Origin of the sequence: Leptospira sp. WS58.C1, assembly GCF_040833995.1 — a bacterium.
GTDB lineage: Bacteria > Spirochaetota > Leptospiria > Leptospirales > Leptospiraceae > Leptospira_B > Leptospira_B cinconiae.
In genome coordinates this window covers 239,589-262,626 of record NZ_CP162138.1, presented here as the reverse complement: position 1 = coordinate 262,626, position 23,038 = coordinate 239,589, and the positions used below count along the sequence as shown (strand labels likewise).

Genomic DNA, 23,038 nt, shown 5'->3' with positions numbered 1-23,038 from the left:
AAGCCTCGCGCCAAGTGCTGCGCACGCGCAAAACGTCGGAACACCTTGGTCGTTAGACGTAATGGCTAAAATTCGATTTTAAAAGAAAATTTAGAATTGACTTGTGATATATCATGGTATATACTTGTATTTAGGGCAATTTCGATGCAAACTGCAAAATTATTTATAAATGGAAGAAGCCAAGCAGTCAGGTTACCGAAGGAATTTCAATTTAAAGGTGACGATGTTTTTATTCAAAAGGTTGGTGAGGCGGTTATCTTAGTTCCGAAGAATAAAGCATGGAATGTATTTCTTGAAGGTCTGAATAGCTTTAGTGAAGATTTCTTAAAAGAGGGCAGGGGAACGCTTTCTGAATCTGAAAGAGAAAGTCTTTAATGTATCTTCTTGATACCAATATTTGTATTTTTCTAATCAAAAAGAAAAACCAAAAGATTCTAGAAAAATTAAAGAAAAATTTGAATAAAGGTCTATTTATTTCTTCATTAACACTTGCTGAGTTAGAATTTGGAATAGAAAACAGCGATTATAAAGAGAAAAATCGAGTTTCCTTAATAGAATTTCTTTCTATATTTGATATTCTTCCTTTTGAACAATCAGATGCGCAAACCTTTGGAATTATTAAAGCGGATCTAAAAAGATCAGGCAATTTGATTGGCTCTATTGATACTCTATTAGCTGCGCAAGCTTTATCACGCGATCTTGTTTTCATAACAAATAACACTAGAGAATTTAATAGAGTGAAGAATCTAAAAATCGAAGATTGGTCTTTATAATACGCCACTACGTCTAACTTTCGCCTCAGCCGCAGCGCTGCGGGATCGCTAAAGCGACCCTTGCTTGGCCTTCGGCACATTTCGCTTTGTCACTCGTCTTGCAGAGCAAGCCTCGCGCCAAGTGCTACGCGCTCGCGAAACGTCGGCTAGGCTTGGTCGTTAGACGAAAGTTGCGCAAAATTTAATTATGAAAATAAAGATTCCAATTTTAGTTCATTTGTTTATATTTCCGCTTTTTTATTAGCTGAAGAAGTTGTTATTATCGGAAATAAGGTTAATGTTCGGGAAAATCCGAATAAGAATTCAAAAATAATCAATTCTGTTCTCATCGGTGAAACTTTTACAATTTTAGATGAAAGTGGCTCTTTTGAACTTATTAATGCTCGAAAAGCAAAATGGTATAAAATTAGTAATCCTTCCTTTGTAGGTTGGATCTTTGGTGGATATACATCAAAATATACTGAACTTAATGTAAAAGAATTGGCAGCGATTGGAAGGGGAGTGGCAAAAAGGAATCCTAACTTTGCAAAAGAATTATCAATAAAAATCCTTTCTAATCCTAATATTCAATTAGAATATGGGCCAGACTCTATCATGTCTTATGGTGAGGCAAAAATAATTGAGAGAATTGCAGATTGTTACCTAGCTGGGTTTAAAGACTTCGAAGTATCTAGTAAGGAAACTCTGATCAGCAATATTGCCAATGCTGTAAAGGCTAAAGACGCTAAACTCTTATCTACTTTTGGAAATTGTAGTATGAGTGCAGCTATTTGTAATTCAGGTGTATTTCTTGATATGACTAACTCAGCCCTTTCAAACGTGATTCTTGAAAAAATAAGCACCCATAAATTAAAACTTATAACTAAATCGTCGAACTTGCAATATTTAACCGGAGATAAGAGTTTGCAGTTTGAGATTAGTAAAACTGAATCTGGTGAATGGACTTGGATCGGAGCATGCCTTTCTGCAAATATCTTTAATTGATTTTAAGCAAATAGGCGCAACCTTCGTCTAACTATCGGTGCCTCCGCGCCGCTCGGGGCTTGCTATCGCAACCCGCTCGCTTGGGCTGCGCCACATTTGCTTCTGTCACTTCGTTTGCATGAGCAAACTCGTGCCATCGCAAACGTCGGAGCACCTCGGTCGTTAGGCGAACAGCTCTGCATGACATTCTTTTCAAGTCTTGCGGGCATCCTTGCCCGCTTTCACTCGCTTAATCTTTTGTTATAGAAATGCGCATATTAGTATGTATAATTATATGTATTGACAAGGATTTCTCCCTTAGTTAATCTATGCATAGATGGAGTTTGAATGGGATCCTGTAAAGAATGAGGAAAATTTGCGGAAACATGGAATTGATTTCTTTGAAGCGCAAAGAGCATTCTTGGATCCAAATAGAGTTATTACTTTAGATGTTACCCATTCTTCTGACTCTGAAAAGAGATATTATTGCTTTGGTCTAATTGATTCGCATGTATCAACGGTAAGATTTACTGTGAGAAATGGTAAAATCCGAATCTTTGGGGCTGGCTATTGGAGGCAAGGTAAGAAAGTTTATGAAAAAGAAAATAAAATACACTGATGCACCGGCATCTATATCGTCTTCAATTAAATCTTCCAAGGTAGTTGAGGATTTTCTGCCCCCTCCGAGTAAACTGGTTTTGAAAGAAGATAGTTCCAGGATAACGATAGTCTTAAGTAAAAAGAGTATATCGTTCTTTAAAGAGGAATCTAAGAGATCTGGTGTGCCTTATCAGACTATGATTAAAAGAGTCCTGGATTTATATACAGAGCATTATACTCATAAATAGTTAGCTGGTAACGCCATCCGTGGCTTAATTTTGCTTTATTAGTTTGCAGAGCCGCCGCCTAACTTTCGGTGCCTCCGCGCCGCTCGGGGCTTACTTCGTAACCCACTCGCTTGGGCTTCGCCACATTTGCTTCTGTCACTGCGCTTGCTATACGCAAGCTCGTGCCATTGCAAACGTCGGAGCACCTCGGTCGTTAAGCGCCAGTTGCGTAATATTAAATAGTAATCCAAGAAATAGAAAATTGTGGAAAATATATATCTGATCAGCGGCTTAGGAGCTGATGAAAGAGTTTTTCGGAATATAGACTTCAATGGAGAAAATCCAAAGTATATTCACTGGATCGATCCTAATGTAAATGAATCTCTTGAAAGCTATTCGAATAGACTTTTAAGTCAGATAGAATCTCAAAATGCACTGATTTTGATTGGCGTGTCGTTTGGTGGAATAATTGCGAGTGAAATTGCCAAACATATTTCTGCAAAGAAAATCATTATCATTTCTAGTATCAAAGATCGTTCGGAAAAGCCTTTAATTTATCGCATTATTAATTTTCTGAGATTAATAAACCTAATTCCGTCCTTTTTGTTAAAAATCTATACTCCAATTCTTGCTTATTTCTTAGGGATTTCATCTTTAGAAGATAAAAAATTATTAAAAAGTTTTCTTTCAAAAACGGACGGAAGTTTCATAAAATGGGCTCTAAAGTCTATATTAAAATGGAATAATGAAATGCATCCTTCCAATCTGTATCATATCCATGGAACCAAGGATATGTTATTTCCTTCCCGCTTGATAGGGCAGGCGATATTGATAGCTGATGGAGGTCATTTTATGATTCTTAATAGAGCAAAGGAAATATCTCTAAAAATAAGAGAGATATTAAAAGTTTAGTAAGATAACGCAACCAGCGCTTAACTTTCGGTGCTTCCGCTGCGCTTCGAGCTCGCTAACGCGACTCTCGCTCGGGCTACGCCACATTTCGCTTTGTCACTCGTCTTGCAGGGCAAGTCTCGCGCCAAGTCCTTACGGACTCGCGAAACGTCGGAACACCTTGGTCGTTAGGCGTAATATGGGCTAAAATTTTGTATTGGTAAAAATACTAAAGTGTAAAGAAATATCGATAGACAATTTGTCTTACGATATTATTATCGATATATGAGCAAAGTTATTATTTCGCCTAAATTTCAAGTGGTTATTCCTAAGGAGATACGTGAAAAAACAGGAATCAAAGTCGGTAGTCACTTAGAGGTAATCTCTTACGGCAATAGAATAGAATTAATTCCGATTGAGCCAATTAAGAAGCTTAAAGGCTTTCTCAGTGGGATGGACACTAAAATCGAAAGAGATAAGGACCGTCTTTGAATATTGTAGATTCTTCAGGTTGGCTTGAGTACTTTGCTGGCACAAAACGTTCTGATTTATTTTCAGAAGCAATTGAAAAGACGGACAAACTCCTTATTCCTACTATATCGTTGTATGAAGTGTTTAAGAAAATCTATATAGAAAGAGATGAAGACAGTGCTTTGAGAGTTATTGCTCATATGCAACAAGGAACTGTAATAGATTTAGATGCTTCCATTTCAATATATGCTGCGAAATTAAGTAAGGATCATAAAATACCGATGGCTGATAGTATTATTTTAGCAACAGCTCGTAAGTATAATGCAATATTATGGACACAAGACGAAGATTTTATTGGTCTAGATGGGGTTAAATATTTCCCGAAAAAGTAGTTCAGGGTTACTTCCGGTTAAGTAGCCCATACTACGCCTAACTTTCGGCTTGGCGTTACGCTTCGGGTTCACTTCGTGACCCTCGCTCCAGGCTACGCCACATTTCGCTTTGTCACTCGCCTTGCAGGGCAAGTCTCGCGCCAAGTGCTAACGCACTCGCGAAACGTCGCCAACCCTTGGTCGTTAGGCGCAATTATTGATAAAATCTTCTCTAATAAATTATGAAAATATATCGAAATAAATTCTATAATTTGTATAGGATACTCCAACCGTTTGTTATCATTGCTGCGATTGCGGTAATTCTTTTAGTAAAAGGAATTATTTATCTTCACCCGGTAGTAGGAGTTTCTGCTTTTCTATTTGTTGGTTTCTATATTTTTAATCCTACATTTAACTCTGCTCCATTTCATAAAGTTCAGATTCGTAATGGGGAACTTGAGATTTATGATAAGATGTTAAAAATATATATTAAGCTTCCCTCATTACAGAGGGTAAATATAAATGAAATTACAGATATATTTTGGTCATCATACGATTTAAAATCGTCTATCCGGACCACTCGATTTAAGTTTAATAAAAATAGTTCCTGGTACGACTATATAATTAGTAAAAATCCCCGAATAGTTAGATACCTTGTATTTCGTGTCAAAAATGAAAAGAATGCATATATGCGATATTTTGAATCTCTATCCTTGGTGGATCAGATTGAAATTTTAGAAACGATTTCTAAGACTAATCCAAATATTAAATATAGGCTTAGTCCATTTGAACAAAAACTATATAACATCAATAACTGCGCCTAACTTTCGGTGCTTCCGCAGCGCTGCGGGCTTGCTACGCAACCCTTGCTTGGCCTACGGCACATTTCGCTTTGTCACTCGTCTTGCTGGGCAAGTCTCGTGCCAAGTGCTTACGCACTCGCGAAACGTCGGAACACCTCGGTCGTTAGGCGCCATAACGCTTGAAACGAATGCCGGACATCCTTGTCCGGCTTGATTTGATAAATTTCTATTTCCAGGAAAGATCGATTTTTTTGTGTTTCGAAGCACACTCAGCTAAATATAAATTAATTAAATTTTGATAAGGAATGCCTGTTTTATCAGACAAGGCTTTGAAATAACCTATTGTATCAACATCAACTCTGATGGTAATAGGCTTTTTCAGTTTCTTCAAATAAGGGTTTTTCTTTGATTTTGAAAAATCATATTCTTTTCTCATAAAAATGCCTCGTATTGTTTAGATTCAGACTTTGTAGCTTTTCTTGCAGAGATAATTCTTATCACATCTTTAGATGATCTATAGCAGTGTGAAACCATAAGTAAATTAAGCTTGTTACTAAATCCAAGAATGATAAATCTTTCTTCCTTTTCAGAATGATCGGGATCGTGAATAATCCTAGCATTTTCGTCATAGAAAACTGTTTTGGCTTCTTCGAAAGAAATGCCATGTTTTCTTTTATTAGAAGAGTTTTTTACAGAATCCCATTCAAAGTCGATTGACGACATACGTATACAAGCAATATACTATACATATATCTATAGTCAATAGTAATTTTAAGGAAAATTGAAAGTAGGGGATTTGTAGAGCGCCATCCGTGGCGCACCAGCGCGTTACGGACGCCTAACTATCGCCTCAGCCGCAGCGCTGCGGGATCGCTTAAGCGACCCTTGCTTGGCCTACGGCACATTTCGCTTTGTCACTCGTCTTGCAGAGCAAGCCTCGCGCCAAGTCCTTACGGACTCGCGAAACGTCGGCTAGGCTTGGCCGTTAGGCGTAATGGTCAAAAAATCTGATTTGAGTTTGTAATTAGAAGGAGATCTTAAAAAACATAAAAATGAGTGAAATCGATCCCGAATTCTTTAAAAGAGCAGATGAACATATAGGATTAGCAAATGAGCAGATAAAGAATGGTATAGGGCAAGGGAAGGTGAGCGCTTCTTTTCTATATTCTGCTTCTCGGTTTAACGCCTGGGTTGCTGCATGTGCTGCTAAGGATGAAAAAGATCTTCTGGAAGATAAAGAAGAGATATTAAAATACTTCGTCGAAGAATACCAAAAAATGCTAACGGAGAATATAGACGATTACATAAATAATTTTAATAAATATATGAAAGATTGATTCTACAATCTATTTTCTAAAATAAAAAGTTATGTCAAACTGCTCAGTATTAAATAGACTGATTATTGCCTTAAAAGAATTTGATAAAAATGATCATCCAATAGCTCCTCTTTTGAAATTATTTGATTTATCGATTGGGGCGATTGAAAATATACCATATTCAGAAATAGACGAACATGGGTATAGATTTCGTTTTGATTTGGAGCATCAGCATTATTTAATGTCTGAAGGATTTGAAACGAAACTCGATGATATTATTCAAAAAACTATTATTTGGTTAGAATTTCTCCTGGAAAAATATCCCTGAGAGATTTGACCACTACGCCTAACTTTCGGTGCTTCCGCTCCGCTTCGAGCTTGCTTACGCAACTCTCGCTCGGGCTACGCCACATTTCGCTTTGTCACTCGTCTTGCTGGGCAAGCCTCGTGCCAAGTGCTTGCGCACTCGCGAAACGTCGGAACACCTTGGTCGTTAGACGGACAGTTTGGCTAAATTCAATTTTTAAAGGAAAAAGCTTGACATTGTAACCTTATGGGTTACGGTTTTTATATTGATTATTTCCTTTAGACACAAAGGCCTTGAACAGTTTTTTGAAACTGGCAGTAAGAAAGGAATACAAGCAGATCATTCGAATAAACTAGCTAGGATTTTAGATAGGTTAGATTCTTCGACATCACCTAAAGATATGGATTTACCGGCGTATCGCTTGCATCCTCTGAAGGGTCGTGAAAAGGGTAGGTGGTCAGTCTGGGTAAATGGGAATTGGCGTGTCACCTTTGAATTTGAAGGTGAAAACGCGATAGTAGTCGATTATGAAGATTATCATTAGAGGCGTGGCTTTATGAATAAAAGAAAACCTACTCATCCCGGAGAAATTTTGCTAGAAGATATAATCAAACCCTTAGGATTAACTATAACTGAGGCTGCAAAAGATTTAGGAATATCTCGCAAGACACTATCAGAAATAGTGAATTGTAAAAGTCCAGTTACTCCAGAAATGGCAGTAAGAATAGCGATTGCAACGAACACGTCTGCTGAGAGTTGGTTAAGCATGCAGACAAAGTTAGATCTCTGGACTGCGATGCAAGAAAGACCTAAGAATATAATAAAGTTTCCAATTTCTGCGTAATAGAGCCAAACCGTCGTCTAACTTTCGCCTCAGCCGCAGCGGGATCGCTAAAGCGCCCCTTGCTTGGCCTACGGCACATTTCGCTTTGTCACTCGTCTTGCATGGCAAGCCTCGTGCCAAGTGCTTGCGCACTCGCGAAACGTCGGCTAGGCTTGGTCGTTAGGCGTAATTAGCGAAAATATTCAGTATGACTAAAATTCAAAAGGAAGGTACTTATTATTCTCTTGCTGCTTTATTATTTTTGTTTATATCTTTTTGCAAAGAAAATAGGCAGATAGAGATAAATATTACGAAACCAGAAGGCCTGCCAAAATTTGCTCGCCAAATCACTGGGTTTGGCGATTGGATTTATTTAGACAATGAAACTGGATACTTTATTAGATGGGATGATGTAGGAACACCAATAGTTGAGGTTTTTCTAGTTGAAAATCTTACAAAAAGAATCATTAAATCGTATACTGGTCTTGGGTCTGAAGTAAGACAAATATTGACCTATAGTTTGCTTAATAAAAAAGAAATTCCCGAGGATGTATATGCCTTGTCATTGAGCGAGGACCCTTATTTTAGAAAGAGGCAGGATACAGAAATAAGCTTTTCTACAAAAATTTCTATGGACCCTACGATCATGACTCAAATATTTCCTAGAACTTATTTTGGTGTTACGATGTGGAATTCTGGTCCAAATTATGTATTCAACAATGGAAAAAAATTTTCTATTGCATGTAGCCGCAGAATAGGAGAGACATTGCCTCCAAAAGTTGAAGGTTGTGGAGTAAAAAAATATCTTCATACAAATGGAAGAATTGAAGAAATAAGATATCTTAAATCTTGTGATCATGAGTGTTCAACGATAGTCTATGCATTAAAACCTGGTTACTACAGAATAAATACACCTTCAGAGGTAAATTTACGCAAATACCCTCATGATAATTCTGTTGCACTGGATCGTCTTACTAAGCATCACATAATAGAAATACTTGCGAATCCAATTGAAATAGAATCAATTACTCACGCTCAATTTCTATGGATCCGTGTAAAAGTCAATTCTACCATTGGGTATTTGAAAAAGTCAGAAATAAACAATAGGCCAGTCAACTATTCCGAGATTCGCTAACTACGCCTAACTTTCGCCTCAGCCGCAGCGCGGCAGGATCGCTATGCGACCCTTGCTTGGCCTACGGCACATTTCGCTTTGTCACTCGTCTTGCTAAGCAAGCCTCGCGCCAAGTGCTTGCGCACTCGCGAAACGTCGGCTAGGCTTGGTCGTTATACGCCATTACTCATCAAATACGAATGGAATTTAGTAAATTAATTTCTAAAGGTAATTTGTTTTTAGCATGGAAACGTATAAAAGCAGGTGATAATAGTGAGTATAAAAAATATTTTAGAAACATATATTATGCGTACGAAGTTTCTATCGACAAGAATATAAGTCATTTACATGAAATTTTGAAAGGAGGTGCATATTCGCCTCAATATCCAACGCGGATTTTTATGCCTAAACCTTCCGGGTTGCAAAGGCCAATCACCCTGTTGCAGATAGAAGATCAAATTGTATTACAAGCAATTGCAAACTTATATATAAATAAACTGCATAGAAGAAGAAAGAAACTACAAGAAAAATCTATATTCAGTAATATTTTTGATAACGATACAGAAAGTGAATTTGTAATTAAGAAATGGAAGTATAGTTATCCAAAGTTCAAAGATGAAGTCTATCGCCTCTTTGAAAGCAATTATAAGTGGGTAGCAAAATTTGATTTATCTGCCTTTTATGATACTATTTCTCATGAGCTTCTGCTAAGGATTCTTAACCCTACCAAAGAATATGAAAGCAGAACTGAAATATTGAAATGGTTAAATACGTGGAGTTCAGTTGCAAAATCTTCGGCAATTGGGCATGGGATACCTCAAGGTCCAATTGCTTCGAACATTCTTGCAGACTTATTTATGCTTCCGGTAGATGAAATCTTATCGGAAAAATATTCTTATCTCCGTTATGTAGATGATATTCGTATCTTAGGAGAATCTGAAAAGGAAGTAAGAAAGGCTATAATTGAATTAGAAATTTTATGCAGAAATAGGGGTTTGATTCCACAAGGCAATAAATATTCAATTTTTCTAGCGAAGAATAAGGAACAAGCATTAGGTGCGCTTCCGAGTATTTCAGAGTCGATAGACGAAATAAATGTTTTTACGAAGAAAGAAAAAATTGTTAAATATTTTTATCAGTCTGTATCAGAAAATAAGAAGGAGGTAGTTGATAAGACTAGATTTAAATATATTCTTTTCAGAGGTGTTGCTGATTCTAAAATACTAAGTATAGTATTAAAATTGATGCCAAAATATCCAGAGCATATAGATGCTATTTCTGCGTATTTAAGGTTATACACAAAATCCAAAAGAATTTTTAAAGCTTGCCTTGAGAACTTGGGAAACACTCCGTACGGCTACGTCGCAGGTGAAATGTGGCATCTACTTTCCATTTTTGCTACTATTGATGAAAAAAGAAATCTTTTAAGAACAGCAATTGCTTCTTTAAAAATTGAAAATGACTTTAATTATCGATGGGGCTTGTTGCATTTTATAGTTTCTTGCGATCATGCTGGTCTAGGAAATTATTCAAATTTCCTGATTTATCAAAAAGATCCTCTACATCAGGCCTTATTAGCTTATTACGTTCCGAAAAGATATTATAACTCAAGCAAGCTTATTAAATATATCTTTAAAAGAAACTCCTTTGAAGCTATGATTGTGTTCGCTGATTATTTATCGAGTAGCGATGTCGAATTATCTAAAATAGTCACAGATCTTTCAAAACTTCCGGTTCAGGTTGTAAATACTTTTCAAAGCTTCGGCATAATACCTAGTTCGGATACGACAGCAGACCCTATTGGAATAGTTCTTTCCGAAAGGTATAAAGTAAAAAAATATTCGAATTGGAAATCTGTATTTGGAAAGGAGTATTCTCATGCAATGTACTTTCTAAAAACTGCTGACTCAAATTACCATAGTGGTAGAACTCATTGGCTGCAGCATCAGAATTCATTTAATCAGATTCTTTTTTATGTATTTCAAGAATATCTTCAGAATAATTCACTACCAGGTATAGTCCGATTAAACGGGGGAGATGGCAAGTTACTTGCTTTTGGGAATTTAGTTCAAAAAGATAATCAATTTGATAAGAATTATCCGAAGGTATCTATAGCTTTCAGGAATTGCAATGATAGAAGAAATAAATTGCCTGCCTCGCATCCGTATGAAATTAAAGGTGGGCAGCGTACTTCTCATCTAAGAAAGGGAGAGCAAGAAGGCATACGTAAAGAATTGTCGGTCGCTTATTCTAAAATCATTGAATTTTTTGAATCGATGAGTAACGGCGTATAACTATCGGTGCTTCCGCTACGCTTCGAGCTTGCTTCGCAACTCTCGCTCGGGCTACGCCACATTTTGCTACTGTCACTTCGTTTGCAGAGCAAACTCGCGCCAGCGCAAAACGTCGGAACACCTTGGTCGTTAGTCGCCATAGCTGCTACAATAATATTCTATATAGCGAAATCGAATGATCTTTGCTGTTGATTTCCAAAGGATCCAATATGTTTTAAGCTAATTGACTCCAAGGGACTTATTGTCTTTAAAAAAGTACTAGAATCTGCATGTAAATAAAGCAGAGTGCTAGACAAGAAGGTATGTCCAAGTAACTTTTGGATATAAATCAGATTATTCCCAGTTTCCATAAGATGAGTAGCAAACGAATGCCTAAAAGTATGAACTTGGACCTTCTTTGTTATCCCGGCTCTTTTGACAATTCTTTGGAATGAAGCTTGCAGCCAACGCATACTGACATGTGAACTTTTATCTCTAAAGCCGTAGAAAAGAAAATCCTTCGGTTGATATGTTATAATATAGTTCTTCAAAAGGTTAGCCGCTTGATCTGATAAAATAGTATATCGTTGTTTTCTAGTCTTTGATTTGGAGATAAAGATTGTCTTTCTTTCGAAGTCGATGTCTGGGATTTTCAGATTAATTAATTCACTTCCTCTAATTCCAGAGGAATATAGTATTGAAAATACAGTTCGTTCTTGGAGTGATCTGCATTCTGAAAGGAATAATTTCACTTCAGATTTATTCATGACGGCGGGTATTCGTTGCACTCTTTTTGGCAGATGAATTGATTTTGTCATATATGATTTATTTTCAATTTTATAGAAAAGAGTAACAGCACTGTAAAAAATTCGTAGATAAGACTCTGAGGCTCTATTTTCTTTTAGTTTAATAAAGAAGTCATAAACTTGTTTTGGTCTCAATTTTAGAGGCGATATCATATATTCTTTTGTTAGACGAGTCATACAATCTGTATATGATTCGATTGTGCTTTCACTGTATCCTCTTAGTCTCATGTCTAAAATCATTTTGTCTTTTAATGCACCCATAGTGCCAAGAATTGAAAAGCTTTTAAAATTACTAGAAGAAAGCAGCTACGGCGACTAACTTTCGGTGCTTCCGCAGCGCTGCGGGCTTGCTACGCAACCCTTGCTTGGCCTACGGCACATTTCGCTTTGTCACTCGTCTTGCAGAGCAAGTCTCGTGCCAAGTCCTTACGGACTCGCGAAACGTCGGAACACCTTGGTCGTTATACGCCATGCTTAAAATTGATTCTGTCTAGGGAAATTTTTAAAATATCCTTCGAATTCTTGATAATGGCGCTTGACACCAGTGGTGCGTAGCGCTATTATGAGCCGTGATTCTTTCTTTTTCGGATAAAGAATGTGAAACTATATGGCTAGGTAAGTTTTCAAAGAAATTTCCGAAGGACATACAAAGAACAGCTAGACGGAAACTTATACATTTAGATAGCGCGAAAACTTTAGAGGATTTAAAAATTCCACCTGGTAACAGATTGCATGCATTATCTGGAGATAGGCGAGGGCAACATAGCATTTCTATAAATATGCAGTATAGGATCTGCTTCATTTGGGAAAATGGCAATGTTACTAATGTCGAGATAGTGGACTATCATTAGGCGGTAGCAATTATGAATAAAGAATTAATGAATATTCACCCTGGTGAAATCTTAATAGAAGATTTTCTGAAACCAATGGAAATTACAGCTTATAAATTAGCTCAGGCTACTCATATTGATCAAAAACGTATAAGTGAAATAATTCATGGTCGTCGTTCTATTACTGCTGATACTGCGCTAAGATTTTCTCGTTTTTTTGGAAATTCGCCCGAATTCTGGCTATCAATACAAGCTCATTATGATTTAGAAATTAAACAGTATGAGCTTAAAAATGAATTAAAAACGATCAAAAAGTTTCAAGAACTTCAAGCCAGCTAATCAAGCACAGCGACTAACTGTCGGTGCTTCCGCTCCGCTTCGAGCTTGCTTACGCAACTCTCGCTCGGGCTACGCCACATTTCGCTTTGTCACTCGTCTTGCTGGGCAAGCCTCGTGCCAAGTGCTTGCGCACTCGCGAAACGTCGGAACACCTTGGTCGTTAGCCGGACATTCCAGCCTTGAATCTTTTTGTATTTGAATACTGATAATGGAAAATGATATGGACTAAATATTAGTCCATATAAACTAAAAAGTAGTTGATTGATATAAGTTCTTATTTAAAACTCTCTTCATGGATATATTGGAAGGAGTTTTCGGCAATAAAACCGCCGGTAGGGTACTATTGCACATATTTCATTATTCAGAAATTCATGCTGCTGCGATAGCAACGGATTATAATGTTGCTGTAACTCCTATTAAGAATCAACTTCTTCGCTTTGAAGAATCTGGTATACTGACTTCAAAAATAGTAGGTAAGGCTCGAGTATATTTATTTAATTCCAAATCTGTATTTGTTAAACCCATTAAGGAAATACTAGGTATAGTATATAATACCATGCCTATATTCGAAAGAGAAAAACTCTTTTCTACAAGACGAAGACCAAGGCGAAAGGGCAAGCCAGTGTATGCAAAGTCCTAATTGGTCGACAGTAACGGAAAGTGAATTATGGGAATATATAGCTTGGCATTTATCTGCAAATGGAGTCGATTCAGTATTGGTAGGCGGGGCAGTAGTTTCAGTATATTCGGATGGGATTTATAAATCCGGCGACTTAGACATTGTTTATACGAGTTATAATTCTTCTATTGGAGAAGATTACCAGATTATTCCTGATGTTAAAAGAGTTTCAGGTAAAATGATCAAAATACTTTCTCCAACTGATTGTATAAAAGATCGCTTAGCATCTTACATTTATTTTAATGCGCGTGAATGTTTAGAACAGGCTATTTTAGTAGCCAAAAGACAATCATTCAATCTAAAAGAAATTAAAAGATGGTGTGACTCTGAGGGTGGTAAAGCAAAATCTGCCTTTGAAGAATTTAAAAATCTTCTATAAAGAAAATTTGTTAAGAATACAATTAAGGTGAGGCTGGAACGTCGGCTAACTTTCGGTGCCTCCGCGCCGCTCGGGGCTTACTTCGTGACCCACTCGCTTGGGCTTCGCCACATTTGCTTCTGTCACTTCGTTTGCATGAGCAAACTCGTGCCATCGCAAACGTCGGAGCACCTTGGTCGTTAAACGCCATTTTTGCTACTCTTCCGTTTTCAATTTCGCCGCGTCCATGCGGCGAGGAGTGAGATTAGGTCTGTTTAAAATTGAATTAGAGTTTCAATTTTGCATTTTTTCGATAAAAAGTTAAGATTTGACAATACCCTACTCAGTAGGGATTCTGTCTAAATTGAAAAGACTGTTTGTACATTTACCTGATTTCGATCATTTTTGGACAAGAGCCGGTCTGGGAGATCATGAACTTAAAGATTTCCAAAACCACCTTTTAGAATATCCGAAGCAAGGTGTAGTAATTCCTGGTTCAAACGGCATACGAAAGATTCGTTGGAAGAAGAAAGGAACAGGTAAAAGCGGTGGAATTAGAGTCTTCTATATTGATTTTGAAGAATTTGAAATAATCTTTTTGATAACGCTTTTAGAAAAGAATGACAAAGAGAACCTTTCGAAATCTGAGTTAACGATTTTATATAATTTGATAGCACGTTTGAAAGAGATATTGAAATCGGGAAAGCATTCATATGGAAAAAGAAAATAGTAAATTATTTAATAGCTTAGCAAAAGGTCTTAATGAAGCTATAGAGTATTCTGAAGGTAAAAAAGTTTCTGGAATTAGAGAACATCAAGTTTCTATAGAGAAGTTACCTCAATTTAAAGCTAGAGAAATTAAAAATATTAGAACAAAACTTCATCTTACTCAAAATCTATTTGCACAAGCTATAGGAGTTTCTGTAAAAACAGTAGAAGCATGGGAGTCGGGGAGGAATATACCTCAAGGTCCAGCTCAACGAATGCTCTTTATTCTTAAAAATAATTCAAAAGCTCTTAGTTTGCTGGGGATTAAGAATAGTTAAAGTGACGCCATCCTTGGCTTAATGCGCAGTTATATATCGCAAAAACAGCGTTTAACTTTCGGTGCTTCCGCAGCGCTTCGAGCTTGCTTCGCAACTCTCGCTTGGGCTTCGCCACATTTTGCTTTGTCACTCGCCTTGCATGGCAAGTCTCGTGCCAAGTGCTTCGCACTCGCAAAACGTCGGAACACCTTGGTCGTTATGCGCAATGGCTGATACTTTGCCTATAGAAGGGAATATAGAATCGAACATTATGAGAATACTAACTATAAAATTTACATTACTATTATTATCTTTGCTGAATTCGTGTGCATTCTCGACTATAAAAGTTAATAAAGAAAATTTTGAATTAATCCAAAAGGAAAATGCAATCTCGTTGTACTATCAAACGGGAACAATGTTTCGTGTTATCACACCTTCATACGGATTTGGCCCAATTGGCAGTCTTGTTGGACATTTCGAAGGTGCTCCAATAGAGGAGAGAATCTCTAAGAAATTTAGAGCAGACATTGGTGAGCCAGCAGTATTATTCAAGAATTCGTTTTTACGCAGAAATTTTCCATTTATCACGGATAAAAATGTCCATGAAGGGGGGCAAGCAGATCAAAGTAGCTATAGTACTAACAGTCGAATTTATGGCACGTTCAGGATACTTTCTATTGTGTTTTCATTTTCCCCAAAGATATTCTCTCCGGATACAGGCGGATATAAATTTTCCTATCGTGGAATATTTACATTAACTGATAGTAAAACACAAGAAATGTTATATAGAAGTGCATGCTATTATAATTCATCTGAGAATCAACACACAATTGATGACTATTTGGCCGAGAATTCGAGTTTATTAAAAAGCTTATTTACAAATTCTTTAGAGGCCTGCGTAGATGAAATTTTGGGAAAGAAAGCCCATAATTTTGACTAATAAAGGCAGCCACTACGCATAACTGTCGCCTCAGCCGCAGCGCTGCGGGATCGCTATGCGACCCTTGCTTGGCCTACGGCACATTTCGCTTTGTCACTCGTCTTGCAAAGCAAGCCTCGCGCCAAGTGCTTGCGCACTCGCGAAACGTCGGCTAGGCTTGGTCGTTAGTCGCAATAAGCACAAACATGTTGATGCGAAAATTAATATTATGAAGTTTGATCAATTAAAAGATATTCCATTTTTCGATCATAGACAGATAAACTCACATCGTGTGATTCCGAGTCTGTTTTTTTATGAATCAGGAAGTTGGCATTCTTGGATTTCGACCCAAGATGGACTTCTGAAAATTAAAGCAATTCCTGGTGAAGGAACGTATTTTTCGAAATTGCCTGAACATGAGGATGATATATACCTTGAGTTTTTTAATTTTCTGGGACAGCGTGTGTTGAGGAAGGAAATTCTATACCCTGTTAATGGAATACGTAACGATATAATGAATATTTGCGCGTCCCTACGTAAATTATCACTGTTATATGAATTTTCTAACAATAAATCGTTTGAAGTTTCGAGAATGGTGATAACAGAGCTCGAATATCTAATAGGCGTATGTAGAAGTATTTTTGATTTATTACAGGAAATTATAGCTGCATTATGGAAAACGGTTGTCCTAACGGATGAGTCGGTTGTAAAGAAGAACCTACATAAAAGTTTTCGCAAAATGGTTATTGAAAATGAGCAAATTCTTGAACAAGCTGTGATTAAAGATCGCTTTGCTATTCCAGAAGCATTAGCACAGTTTTATTGTGAATATGCTGAATTTTTTCAAATTTTAAGAAAATTTCGTGATAATATAGCTCATCATGGGTCTTCGTTAGATTATATTTTTCTTACTAGAAGAGGGTTTGCCGTTAAAGACACTGCTAAACCATTTAGCTTATTTAACGTATGGAATGAAGAACATAAATTGCCAAACTCATTAGCTTCTCTTCGTGTCCCTGTGGCTTATATGATTCGCAAAACTCTTGGAGCTTGTGAAGATTTTGCCCTATCAATTCAAAAGTTTATACGTTTTCCAGATGAATTAGCTCCTGATTATAAATTATTCTTTAAAATGTCGTATAGCTCAGAACTATTAAACCTCGATCGAATTATTCAAAATTCACTATGGTTTGATGAACTCTAACGAAGAATTAAAGCGCTTACTGCGACTAACTTTCGGTGCCTCCGCGCCGCTCGGGGCTCACTTCGTGACCCGCTCGCTTGGGCTTCGCCACATTTGCTTCTGTCACTTCGTTTGCAGGGCAAACTCGTGCCATCGCAAACGTCGGAGCACCTCGGTCGTTATCCGAACATTTTCAAGCCACTTTGAATGGGCTGCGTAGCGGGCCTCCATGCCCGCGAATTACTGATTAGATTTGGGAATTGACATTACACCGTATATGATGTAATATGACTTGTGAGCCAGAAATGGACTGTTGTATATTATGAGGATGAAGAGGGGAACTGCCCAACTTCAGAATTTATTGATAGTCGATCTATGAACAATCAGGCTAAAATCATGGCCTTGATTGATCAATTAGAGCAGCACGGTCCGAATTTACCTAGACCGTATGCTGACTTTCTAACTGACGGCATACATGAATTAAGACTGAAACTTTCAGGAGACCAAGTTAGATTCTTATATTTTTTTACATTTAGGCATTACATTATAATTACTCATGCATTTATAAAGAATGTTCAGAAAGTTCCGATTCGGGAGATTAATAGAGCAATAAGTTGTCGAGAAGACTTCCTCTCTCGATTTACTGAAGAGAAGTTAAGAAGGAGATTAAATGATGAAGAGTTTTAAATCGCATTTAAAAAGTAAACTGAACAATGTTAAGTTCTCAGAAGCATTTGATCAAGAGAAACAATTGTTATCACTAGCTTTAAAGATTCAGGAATATAGAAATAAGAAGGGTTTAAGTCAGGCAGATTTAGCGAAAAGGGCTCATGTTACCCAGCAACAGGTTAGTAGATTAGAAACCGGTATTAATACGAATGTTAGTACGTTCCTAAAGATCTGCCATGCATTAGATTTGGATTTATCATTAAATACAATTAAAGGTCGAAAAGTTTCGGCATGAAATGGTCTTCATATTTTACGTCCTGTAAAATATGAAGCTTTCCCGATGCGGCTTGAAAACGTCGGATAACTTCCGGTGCCTCCGCGCCGCTCGGGGCTCACTTCGTGACCCACTCGCTTGGGCTTCGCCACATTTGCTTCTGTCACTTCGTTTGCAGAGCAAACTCGTGCCGTTGCGAACGTCGGAGCACCTCGGTCGTTATGCGTAATCGTATTAAATTAATTTTGCAATGACTGAACCGCAACACATAGTAAGATATCAGCATTATGTTTCACGATTCTATTTGAGGAGATTCGCAAATAGTGAAGGTGTAATTGAAGCATACAATCTTTTAGACAAAAGAATGGAAAAAGCGAAAGGACCAAAGGGAATTTGTTCTGAATACTTTTTTTATGCTTTAGAAACTGGTAGCGAGGATGATGTTAGCCAAGTCGTAGAGTTAGCATTCAAGGTGCTCGAGGATTACATTTCGAATAATCTTGATGAAATCGTGACAAAGCTTCTTATTTCAGATAAGCTTACTGATGATAAAAAGCAAGTGCTATCTTTGTTGATTAGTATGCTCCATTTTCGAGGACCGCAAATGAGAAACTTTACGCAAAGATTGTATAAATCAATGTTAGTAAATACATTTGGTAGATTGGTCGAAAGAAAGGGAATGGCTGAAGTTCAAAGGGAAATTGGAGAATTATCAGGGATTACTCTGCCAGAGATGAAAGATGAGGAGAAGGAAAAACTTTCTGAACAAATTTTATCTTTAGAAGTAAATAATAAGCCTCATTTAGAACTTTTTGAAGATATTCCTATCTTCGCAAATTTCTTCCAGGCGCAAAACTGGAAGATCTATGTTTCTCGATCTGAAGCAAAATTCATTACTTCTGATCAACCTGTTGTCTTACAGGATCCCGAAAATTGGCCTCCAGCCTTTGGGGTTCCGTTATTGGCAAAATCTTGTTTCTTTACTCTGACTCCAGAAATATTGATAACAACTAATTATTCTTTGTCGGGAGAGAATGGAAAAACTGAAATAGAAGTAATTGAAAGTGGCAATGAAGAACAGGTTTTTCAATTTAATCTCAAAATAGCTTCCGGCAGTAAGAAGTGCATCTTTTCTGTTCGTAAGGGAGAATTGAATACTGTAGCTACTTCCCTCGAGGTATAAATACGACTACGCATAACTGTCGCCTCAGCCGCAGCGCTGCGGGATCGCTAAAGCGACCCTTGCTTGGCCTACGGCACATTTCGCTTTGTCACTCGTCTTGCTAAGCAAGCCTCGCGCCAAGTGCTTGCGCACTCGCGAAACGTCGGCTAGGCTTGGTCGTTATCCGAACATTTCAGCCAAAATTATTATTTTGTTTGTTTTTCAATTCGAGGTTTTCGTAATATAGGTTAAGCGCTTGGGAGCTTGGTAAATAATTAGCTGCTATTTTTAATAGCCGCCTACGCTTGAAGTGCATTGTGCTATTCTTGCGTTTGTTGGTTTTTGAGGATAGCGTAGAGTGGCGGACAGAGTTTTTCCAACTGAATTTTTTTGCTTCGGAGCATTTGAAATTTCTAGGAATAGTGGCTGAAACGTCGGATAACTATCGCCTCAGCCGCAGCGCTTCGGGATCGCTACGCGACCCTTGCTTGGCCTACGGCACATTTCGCTTTGTCACTCGTCTTGCATGGCAAGCCTCGCGCCAAGTGCTTACGCACTCGCGAAACGTCGGCTAGGCTCGGTCGTTAAACGCCATGATGATTAAATTCTCTATGAAAAACATAATAGCTTTTTGTCTGCTCATCTTTTTAAGTTCAAATTGCTTTTTTACAAAAGTTTATCCGAGAAGGGAATCTATCTCGTCTTCGGAAATAATTGAAGTAAAAGATTCAACGGAGATTAAGGATTTTTATTTATTAACCTACTATATCGAAGAATATAACCTTAAACTAAAAATCGATGCTTTTAAAGGTAAACGAGATTTGGTGGAAGAAAAGGCTCGTGAGATTTTTAGGACATTTTATGGGGTAAAATGGAAAAGCGCAAAAGAATCTGGCCTTAGCCAATTTGATAAGGCAGGAGGTGGAGAAAACGCAGCAGGTTATGCAATACTCTTTATTACTGCCACTGCCATAATCCTTACTATCGATTTGGCTACCTTACCAATAAGAATGTATCCAATCGAACAAGAGCGGATTATTAATCGAATAATTTATGAAAAAGAAAGCAAATTAGAGGATATCAATCTTAAGGGATATAAGCTAAAAATCTTCAATAAAGATTTCAGAAAGGTATTTTCTTTAAAAAAACCCAGTTTATCAATCAACTTTGCCGATCTCAATATATCTATAGAGACATTAAACAATACGCAATATATACTATTTGATTCAAAAGGAAAAGAAGTCTCAACAGGTTTTATTGTTTTCACGGAAGAATATTTAGAGAGCCAAAATTTAAGAAAAATTGCTATTAATAATTCTGAAAGTAATCTTCTTAAGTATTGCCGGATGGAATACAAAAATTCATTAAATAAATCTTTGTTTGCTAGTGTTTCTGAGACTTCTAAGATTGAAGCACTATGTAAAGATGAAGTGAATTCTGATGCAAAAGAGATTAATAAGTTCTGTAGATGCTATAAAACTCTACTAAAACATCATCACGGCGTTTAACTTTCGCCTCAGCCGCAGCGCTGCGGGCTTGCTGCGCAACCCTTGCTTGGGCTACGGCACATTTCGCTTTGTCACTCGTCTTGCATGGCAAGCCTCGTGCCAAGTGCTTGCGCACTCGCGAAACGTCGGCTAGGCTTGGTCGTTAGGCGTCATTTTTGGCTAAATTCTCTCCATGCCTGAATATAAAAAAGCTCATTTCGTTCCGGTAAGTTATCTGAAGTTGTTTTCAGGAAATCAGGTTACGTTTCATTCATATAATGTTGATCGCAATGTTTTCATGGCGAATATTGCTGTAGCCAACCAATGTCAAAAAGATTATTTATATGGAAAAGAAAAGGAAATCGAAGAATTATTGGGTAAACAAGAAGAATCATTTGTTCGCCTATTGAAGGCAATAAATCAGGACCCTAGTAAGTCCTCGATATTGTCTGATGATAATGTCTTCCTCCAAATCATTACAATGCTAAATCTTCAATATACTCGAACTTTAGATAATATTCGTAATCAAAGTGTATTGAAAAATGAATTCAGGAAGATTAAAGAAAAGCGAATTAAAAACCATGATGACGCAATTAGTGATGCTCCTATTCAGCTGCATTCCTTAAAAGCTCTTATGGATGGTATCGAATGCGCGGTTCTTGCTTTAGATTTGAAATTAACTATAATACAAAATGATTCTGATACAAAGTTTATAACGAGTGATGCCCCAGTAATTATATATAATCTTTTGTTTGAAAAATATTTGGAAAAACGTGCTTTTGGAATAGCAAGCAAAGGTCTCTTAGTTTTCTATCCGATTTCTCCGAATGTCCTCATTATGCTTTATGATCCAAATATTTACTTGTTAGAAGCGGGAAATGAAATAGTTGAAAAGATTACTACAGATGATGTCGAATTTCTCAACGGGTTACAGGTAGCGAATTGTTCAAATAATGTTTATTTTAGAGATGAATCTGAAAAGCTCAAAGTCGGCGAAATTGTTAAAAGGTTTAGCAAGAATAGGGTAATAAAAGCGAAAGTTGAGGAGATAATAACTCCAGGTAGTACTCCTGAAAAAGGTAGTTCCAAAATTAAAACTGTGTTGGAAAAACCTTATGTTGACCTCGATCTTTCGTTTCTTCGAATTCTCGAAAATAAAGTTAAAGAGTACATAGGCGACTTTCCTCCTGAGAATCCAGAAGAAATAACGCAAACGCTAGTTAGAAACCAAGAGCTGTTAGATTATCAAAATAAAAAACAGAAAGTTCAGCTCTTAATGTCATTGCTTAAAGAAACTAGCCTTGAATAGGCCAAAAACAACGCCTAACTTTCGGTGCTTCCGCAGCGCTGCGGGATTGCTTACGCAACCCTTGCTTGGGCTACGCCACATTGGCTTCAGTCACGCCTTTTGCTTCCGCAAAAGATCGCGCCTGTCCCTAACGCCTCTTCGAGGCTCAGGGTCGCCAACGTCGTCAAGCCTTGGTCGTTAGCCGAACATGCTTGCCCAAAATTTTGATCCATATGGAAATTTAGTAATAGGGAAGTGAGGATCCATTATTTTGAGAATTTCCCATTAAAAGCTTGAAAATACGAATTTATATCGTATATTGTATCGTATGAAAGTGACTGCGATATTGCCAGATGATCTAATTGCTGAGGTTCAAAAGTATTCCGGAGGTAAAAACATAACTGATTCCCTCCAGAAAGCTCTCTCAGAGTGGTTAAAACAGACCAAAATAAGGAATCTGAATGCTAAGCTACATAAATCTCCACTTTCGTTCCAGGAAGGCTTTTCTGGGGAAAATATCCGTAATCTGAACCGTAACAGATGATTCTTGTAGATACGTCTGTTTGGATCGAATTCTTCCGGGGAAATGACCCTTATTTCAGTGAATTAAAGGATCTTATTGAATCATCAGAAGTGATAGTTCATGAAGTTGTCTTTGGTGAATTGCTCCAAGGATGTAAAAATAAGAACGAAGTATCTTTTATCTTAGAATATTGGGAAAATCTAAATACCTTAACTTCAGAGGGTAGTTTTTTATCAGCAGGTAAGCTTTCATTTGAAAACAAGCATATTGATAAAGGCATAGGATTAATTGATTCAGTTCTTATTAATGAAGTTAGAAGTAAGAAACTTCAACTTTGGACATTAGATAAAAAGATTCTCAAAGTATTAGATAAGAAAGAAATTTATTCGGGTCGAGGCAAGCACGTCGGCTAACTTTCGCCTCAGCCGCAGCGCTGCGGGATCGCTAAAGCGACCCTTGCTTGGCCTACGGCACATTTCGCTTTGTCACTCGTCTTGCAGAGCAAGCCTCGCGCCAAGTGCTACGCACACGCGAAACGTCGGCAAGGCTTGGTCGTTAGTCGCC

At 37.5% G+C, this 23,038-nt stretch carries 32 protein-coding genes and 1 pseudogene; 30 read left to right on the top strand and 3 right to left on the bottom strand.

Features of this window, described 5'->3' with window-relative positions; translation table 11 throughout:
* Positions 1-144 precede the first annotated feature (144 nt).
* The 9 genes and pseudogenes from vapB to AB3N61_RS18360 all read left to right on the top strand — a co-directional run bounded on the left by vapB (position 145) and on the right by AB3N61_RS18360 (position 4,317).
* Positions 145-375 (top strand): type II toxin-antitoxin system antitoxin VapB, encoded by a 231-nt coding sequence (vapB, locus tag AB3N61_RS18400; RefSeq protein ID WP_367899180.1) that lies wholly within the window; start codon positions 145-147, stop codon positions 373-375.
* Positions 375-773 (top strand): type II toxin-antitoxin system tRNA(fMet)-specific endonuclease VapC, encoded by a 399-nt coding sequence (gene vapC / locus AB3N61_RS18395; RefSeq protein ID WP_367899179.1) that lies wholly within the window; start codon positions 375-377, stop codon positions 771-773. The genes vapB and vapC overlap by 1 nt, the downstream gene beginning before the upstream one ends.
* Before the next feature lie 225 nt (positions 774-998).
* A pseudogene (locus tag AB3N61_RS18390) lies at positions 999-1,163 on the top strand (SH3 domain-containing protein); the annotation flags it as partial.
* A 90-nt stretch (positions 1,164-1,253) separates the two neighbouring features.
* A complete protein-coding gene (locus AB3N61_RS18385; RefSeq protein WP_367899178.1) occupies positions 1,254-1,757 on the top strand; it encodes a hypothetical protein in 504 nt (167 codons plus the stop codon).
* Between the two features lie 316 nt (positions 1,758-2,073).
* Positions 2,074-2,355, top strand: coding sequence for a BrnT family toxin (locus tag AB3N61_RS18380; protein WP_257588474.1), 282 nt, complete (start codon positions 2,074-2,076; stop codon positions 2,353-2,355).
* The gene (locus AB3N61_RS18375; RefSeq protein ID WP_367899177.1) at positions 2,276-2,584 is read left to right on the top strand and encodes a CopG family transcriptional regulator; all 309 of its coding nucleotides are present in this window, start codon (positions 2,276-2,278) and stop codon (positions 2,582-2,584) included. Before AB3N61_RS18380 ends, AB3N61_RS18375 begins: the two co-directional genes overlap by 80 nt.
* A 243-nt stretch (positions 2,585-2,827) precedes the next feature.
* A complete protein-coding gene (locus tag AB3N61_RS18370) occupies positions 2,828-3,475 on the top strand; it encodes an alpha/beta hydrolase (protein ID WP_367899176.1) in 648 nt (215 codons plus the stop codon).
* Between the two features lie 264 nt (positions 3,476-3,739).
* Positions 3,740-3,946, top strand: a complete 207-nt coding sequence (locus AB3N61_RS18365; RefSeq protein WP_257588311.1) for an AbrB/MazE/SpoVT family DNA-binding domain-containing protein — start codon at positions 3,740-3,742, stop codon at positions 3,944-3,946.
* The gene (locus tag AB3N61_RS18360; RefSeq protein ID WP_257588312.1) at positions 3,943-4,317 is read left to right on the top strand and encodes a type II toxin-antitoxin system VapC family toxin; all 375 of its coding nucleotides are present in this window, start codon (positions 3,943-3,945) and stop codon (positions 4,315-4,317) included. The genes AB3N61_RS18365 and AB3N61_RS18360 overlap by 4 nt, the downstream gene beginning before the upstream one ends.
* Positions 4,318-5,325: 1,008 nt before the next feature.
* Here the strand turns inward: AB3N61_RS18360 and AB3N61_RS18355 are convergent.
* Together AB3N61_RS18355 and AB3N61_RS18350 are read right to left on the bottom strand one after the other, a co-directional pair.
* Positions 5,326-5,535: a CopG family antitoxin gene (locus tag AB3N61_RS18355; RefSeq protein ID WP_135667829.1), complete on the bottom strand. Its 210-nt coding sequence runs from the start codon at positions 5,533-5,535 to the stop codon at positions 5,326-5,328.
* Positions 5,532-5,822: a BrnT family toxin gene (locus AB3N61_RS18350; protein ID WP_367899175.1), complete on the bottom strand. Its 291-nt coding sequence runs from the start codon at positions 5,820-5,822 to the stop codon at positions 5,532-5,534. Before AB3N61_RS18350 ends, AB3N61_RS18355 begins: the two co-directional genes overlap by 4 nt.
* Positions 5,823-6,151: 329 nt before the next feature.
* Between AB3N61_RS18350 and AB3N61_RS18345 the strand changes: the two genes are divergently transcribed.
* From AB3N61_RS18345 to AB3N61_RS18320, 6 genes are all read left to right on the top strand, one after another.
* A complete protein-coding gene (locus AB3N61_RS18345; protein ID WP_367899174.1) occupies positions 6,152-6,436 on the top strand; it encodes a DUF3144 domain-containing protein in 285 nt (94 codons plus the stop codon).
* Positions 6,437-6,467: 31 nt separating this feature from the next.
* The gene (locus tag AB3N61_RS18340; protein ID WP_367899173.1) at positions 6,468-6,743 is read left to right on the top strand and encodes a hypothetical protein; all 276 of its coding nucleotides are present in this window, start codon (positions 6,468-6,470) and stop codon (positions 6,741-6,743) included.
* Positions 6,744-6,987: 244 nt separating this feature from the next.
* Positions 6,988-7,266, top strand: a complete 279-nt coding sequence (locus tag AB3N61_RS18335; protein WP_036090713.1) for a type II toxin-antitoxin system RelE/ParE family toxin — start codon at positions 6,988-6,990, stop codon at positions 7,264-7,266.
* A 12-nt stretch (positions 7,267-7,278) separates the two neighbouring features.
* Positions 7,279-7,566 (top strand): HigA family addiction module antitoxin, encoded by a 288-nt coding sequence (locus AB3N61_RS18330; RefSeq protein WP_036090716.1) that lies wholly within the window; start codon positions 7,279-7,281, stop codon positions 7,564-7,566.
* Between the two features lie 187 nt (positions 7,567-7,753).
* Positions 7,754-8,680 carry a hypothetical protein gene (locus AB3N61_RS18325; protein ID WP_367899172.1) on the top strand — a complete coding sequence of 309 codons (927 nt, stop codon included), beginning with the start codon at positions 7,754-7,756 and terminating at the stop codon, positions 8,678-8,680.
* Positions 8,681-8,859: 179 nt separating this feature from the next.
* Positions 8,860-10,953, top strand: a complete 2,094-nt coding sequence (locus tag AB3N61_RS18320; protein WP_367899171.1) for a reverse transcriptase domain-containing protein — start codon at positions 8,860-8,862, stop codon at positions 10,951-10,953.
* 158 nt (positions 10,954-11,111) lie between these two features.
* On the opposite strand, the gene AB3N61_RS18315 is transcribed toward AB3N61_RS18320, so the two are convergent.
* Positions 11,112-11,966: a tyrosine-type recombinase/integrase gene (locus AB3N61_RS18315; RefSeq protein WP_367899355.1), complete on the bottom strand. Its 855-nt coding sequence runs from the start codon at positions 11,964-11,966 to the stop codon at positions 11,112-11,114.
* Positions 11,967-12,307: 341 nt separating this feature from the next.
* On the opposite strand from AB3N61_RS18315, the gene AB3N61_RS18310 reads away from it, so the two are divergent.
* From AB3N61_RS18310 to AB3N61_RS18240, 15 genes are all read left to right on the top strand, one after another.
* Entirely contained in the window at positions 12,308-12,589 is a 282-nt protein-coding gene (locus AB3N61_RS18310; RefSeq protein ID WP_081603616.1) for a type II toxin-antitoxin system RelE/ParE family toxin, read from the top strand.
* A gap of 12 nt (positions 12,590-12,601) precedes the next feature.
* Positions 12,602-12,907, top strand: a complete 306-nt coding sequence (locus AB3N61_RS18305; RefSeq protein WP_016549172.1) for a HigA family addiction module antitoxin — start codon at positions 12,602-12,604, stop codon at positions 12,905-12,907.
* Positions 12,908-13,199: 292 nt separating this feature from the next.
* Positions 13,200-13,547, top strand: coding sequence for a hypothetical protein (locus AB3N61_RS18300; protein ID WP_036090695.1), 348 nt, complete (start codon positions 13,200-13,202; stop codon positions 13,545-13,547).
* The gene (locus tag AB3N61_RS18295; protein WP_367899170.1) at positions 13,534-13,965 is read left to right on the top strand and encodes a hypothetical protein; all 432 of its coding nucleotides are present in this window, start codon (positions 13,534-13,536) and stop codon (positions 13,963-13,965) included. The genes AB3N61_RS18300 and AB3N61_RS18295 overlap by 14 nt, the downstream gene beginning before the upstream one ends.
* Before the next feature lie 343 nt (positions 13,966-14,308).
* Positions 14,309-14,674 carry a type II toxin-antitoxin system RelE/ParE family toxin gene (locus AB3N61_RS18290; RefSeq protein ID WP_020769424.1) on the top strand — a complete coding sequence of 122 codons (366 nt, stop codon included), beginning with the start codon at positions 14,309-14,311 and terminating at the stop codon, positions 14,672-14,674.
* Entirely contained in the window at positions 14,658-14,990 is a 333-nt protein-coding gene (locus AB3N61_RS18285) for a helix-turn-helix domain-containing protein (protein WP_036089387.1), read from the top strand. The genes AB3N61_RS18290 and AB3N61_RS18285 overlap by 17 nt, the downstream gene beginning before the upstream one ends.
* Before the next feature lie 205 nt (positions 14,991-15,195).
* Positions 15,196-15,909: a hypothetical protein gene (locus AB3N61_RS18280; protein WP_367899169.1), complete on the top strand. Its 714-nt coding sequence runs from the start codon at positions 15,196-15,198 to the stop codon at positions 15,907-15,909.
* 208 nt (positions 15,910-16,117) lie between these two features.
* Positions 16,118-17,092: a hypothetical protein gene (locus tag AB3N61_RS18275; RefSeq protein WP_367899168.1), complete on the top strand. Its 975-nt coding sequence runs from the start codon at positions 16,118-16,120 to the stop codon at positions 17,090-17,092.
* Between the two features lie 354 nt (positions 17,093-17,446).
* Complete coding sequence (locus AB3N61_RS18270) at positions 17,447-17,758, top strand: type II toxin-antitoxin system RelE/ParE family toxin (protein ID WP_367899354.1); 312 nt, start codon at positions 17,447-17,449, stop codon at positions 17,756-17,758.
* Positions 17,745-18,035, top strand: coding sequence for a helix-turn-helix transcriptional regulator (locus AB3N61_RS18265; RefSeq protein ID WP_367899353.1), 291 nt, complete (start codon positions 17,745-17,747; stop codon positions 18,033-18,035). Before AB3N61_RS18270 ends, AB3N61_RS18265 begins: the two co-directional genes overlap by 14 nt.
* A gap of 229 nt (positions 18,036-18,264) precedes the next feature.
* Positions 18,265-19,197 carry a DUF4238 domain-containing protein gene (locus tag AB3N61_RS18260; RefSeq protein WP_367899167.1) on the top strand — a complete coding sequence of 311 codons (933 nt, stop codon included), beginning with the start codon at positions 18,265-18,267 and terminating at the stop codon, positions 19,195-19,197.
* 572 nt (positions 19,198-19,769) lie between these two features.
* Entirely contained in the window at positions 19,770-20,684 is a 915-nt protein-coding gene (locus AB3N61_RS18255) for a hypothetical protein (protein WP_020770543.1), read from the top strand.
* A gap of 172 nt (positions 20,685-20,856) precedes the next feature.
* Positions 20,857-21,972 (top strand): DUF4238 domain-containing protein, encoded by a 1,116-nt coding sequence (locus AB3N61_RS18250; protein WP_367899166.1) that lies wholly within the window; start codon positions 20,857-20,859, stop codon positions 21,970-21,972.
* A 307-nt stretch (positions 21,973-22,279) separates the two neighbouring features.
* Positions 22,280-22,495 carry a DUF2191 domain-containing protein gene (locus AB3N61_RS18245; RefSeq protein WP_367899165.1) on the top strand — a complete coding sequence of 72 codons (216 nt, stop codon included), beginning with the start codon at positions 22,280-22,282 and terminating at the stop codon, positions 22,493-22,495.
* Entirely contained in the window at positions 22,492-22,887 is a 396-nt protein-coding gene (locus AB3N61_RS18240) for a PIN domain-containing protein (protein ID WP_367899164.1), read from the top strand. Before AB3N61_RS18245 ends, AB3N61_RS18240 begins: the two co-directional genes overlap by 4 nt.
* Positions 22,888-23,038: the final 151 nt, after the last annotated feature.

Bases quoted from the DNA above. Each gene is read 5' to 3' on its own strand.
- vapB (WP_367899180.1), top strand. From the start codon at position 145: ATGCAAACTGCAAAATTATTTATAAATGGAAGAAGCCAAGCAGTCAGG.
- vapC (WP_367899179.1), top strand. From the start codon at position 375: ATGTATCTTCTTGATACCAATATTTGTATTTTTCTAATCAAAAAGAAA.
- AB3N61_RS18380 (WP_257588474.1), top strand. From the start codon at position 2,074: ATGGAGTTTGAATGGGATCCTGTAAAGAATGAGGAAAATTTGCGGAAA.
- AB3N61_RS18375 (WP_367899177.1), top strand. From the start codon at position 2,276: ATGGTAAAATCCGAATCTTTGGGGCTGGCTATTGGAGGCAAGGTAAGA.
- AB3N61_RS18365 (WP_257588311.1), top strand. From the start codon at position 3,740: ATGAGCAAAGTTATTATTTCGCCTAAATTTCAAGTGGTTATTCCTAAG.
- AB3N61_RS18355 (WP_135667829.1), bottom strand. From the start codon at position 5,535: ATGAGAAAAGAATATGATTTTTCAAAATCAAAGAAAAACCCTTATTTG.
- AB3N61_RS18350 (WP_367899175.1), bottom strand. From the start codon at position 5,822: ATGTCGTCAATCGACTTTGAATGGGATTCTGTAAAAAACTCTTCTAAT.
- AB3N61_RS18345 (WP_367899174.1), top strand. From the start codon at position 6,152: ATGAGTGAAATCGATCCCGAATTCTTTAAAAGAGCAGATGAACATATA.
- AB3N61_RS18340 (WP_367899173.1), top strand. From the start codon at position 6,468: ATGTCAAACTGCTCAGTATTAAATAGACTGATTATTGCCTTAAAAGAA.
- AB3N61_RS18330 (WP_036090716.1), top strand. From the start codon at position 7,279: ATGAATAAAAGAAAACCTACTCATCCCGGAGAAATTTTGCTAGAAGAT.
- AB3N61_RS18325 (WP_367899172.1), top strand. From the start codon at position 7,754: ATGACTAAAATTCAAAAGGAAGGTACTTATTATTCTCTTGCTGCTTTA.
- AB3N61_RS18320 (WP_367899171.1), top strand. From the start codon at position 8,860: ATGGAATTTAGTAAATTAATTTCTAAAGGTAATTTGTTTTTAGCATGG.
- AB3N61_RS18315 (WP_367899355.1), bottom strand. From the start codon at position 11,966: ATGAGACTAAGAGGATACAGTGAAAGCACAATCGAATCATATACAGAT.
- AB3N61_RS18305 (WP_016549172.1), top strand. From the start codon at position 12,602: ATGAATAAAGAATTAATGAATATTCACCCTGGTGAAATCTTAATAGAA.
- AB3N61_RS18300 (WP_036090695.1), top strand. From the start codon at position 13,200: ATGGATATATTGGAAGGAGTTTTCGGCAATAAAACCGCCGGTAGGGTA.
- AB3N61_RS18295 (WP_367899170.1), top strand. From the start codon at position 13,534: ATGCAAAGTCCTAATTGGTCGACAGTAACGGAAAGTGAATTATGGGAA.
- AB3N61_RS18285 (WP_036089387.1), top strand. From the start codon at position 14,658: ATGGAAAAAGAAAATAGTAAATTATTTAATAGCTTAGCAAAAGGTCTT.
- AB3N61_RS18280 (WP_367899169.1), top strand. From the start codon at position 15,196: ATGGCTGATACTTTGCCTATAGAAGGGAATATAGAATCGAACATTATG.
- AB3N61_RS18275 (WP_367899168.1), top strand. From the start codon at position 16,118: ATGAAGTTTGATCAATTAAAAGATATTCCATTTTTCGATCATAGACAG.
- AB3N61_RS18270 (WP_367899354.1), top strand. From the start codon at position 17,447: ATGAACAATCAGGCTAAAATCATGGCCTTGATTGATCAATTAGAGCAG.
- AB3N61_RS18265 (WP_367899353.1), top strand. From the start codon at position 17,745: ATGAAGAGTTTTAAATCGCATTTAAAAAGTAAACTGAACAATGTTAAG.
- AB3N61_RS18260 (WP_367899167.1), top strand. From the start codon at position 18,265: ATGACTGAACCGCAACACATAGTAAGATATCAGCATTATGTTTCACGA.
- AB3N61_RS18255 (WP_020770543.1), top strand. From the start codon at position 19,770: ATGATGATTAAATTCTCTATGAAAAACATAATAGCTTTTTGTCTGCTC.
- AB3N61_RS18250 (WP_367899166.1), top strand. From the start codon at position 20,857: ATGCCTGAATATAAAAAAGCTCATTTCGTTCCGGTAAGTTATCTGAAG.
- AB3N61_RS18245 (WP_367899165.1), top strand. From the start codon at position 22,280: ATGAAAGTGACTGCGATATTGCCAGATGATCTAATTGCTGAGGTTCAA.
- AB3N61_RS18240 (WP_367899164.1), top strand. From the start codon at position 22,492: ATGATTCTTGTAGATACGTCTGTTTGGATCGAATTCTTCCGGGGAAAT.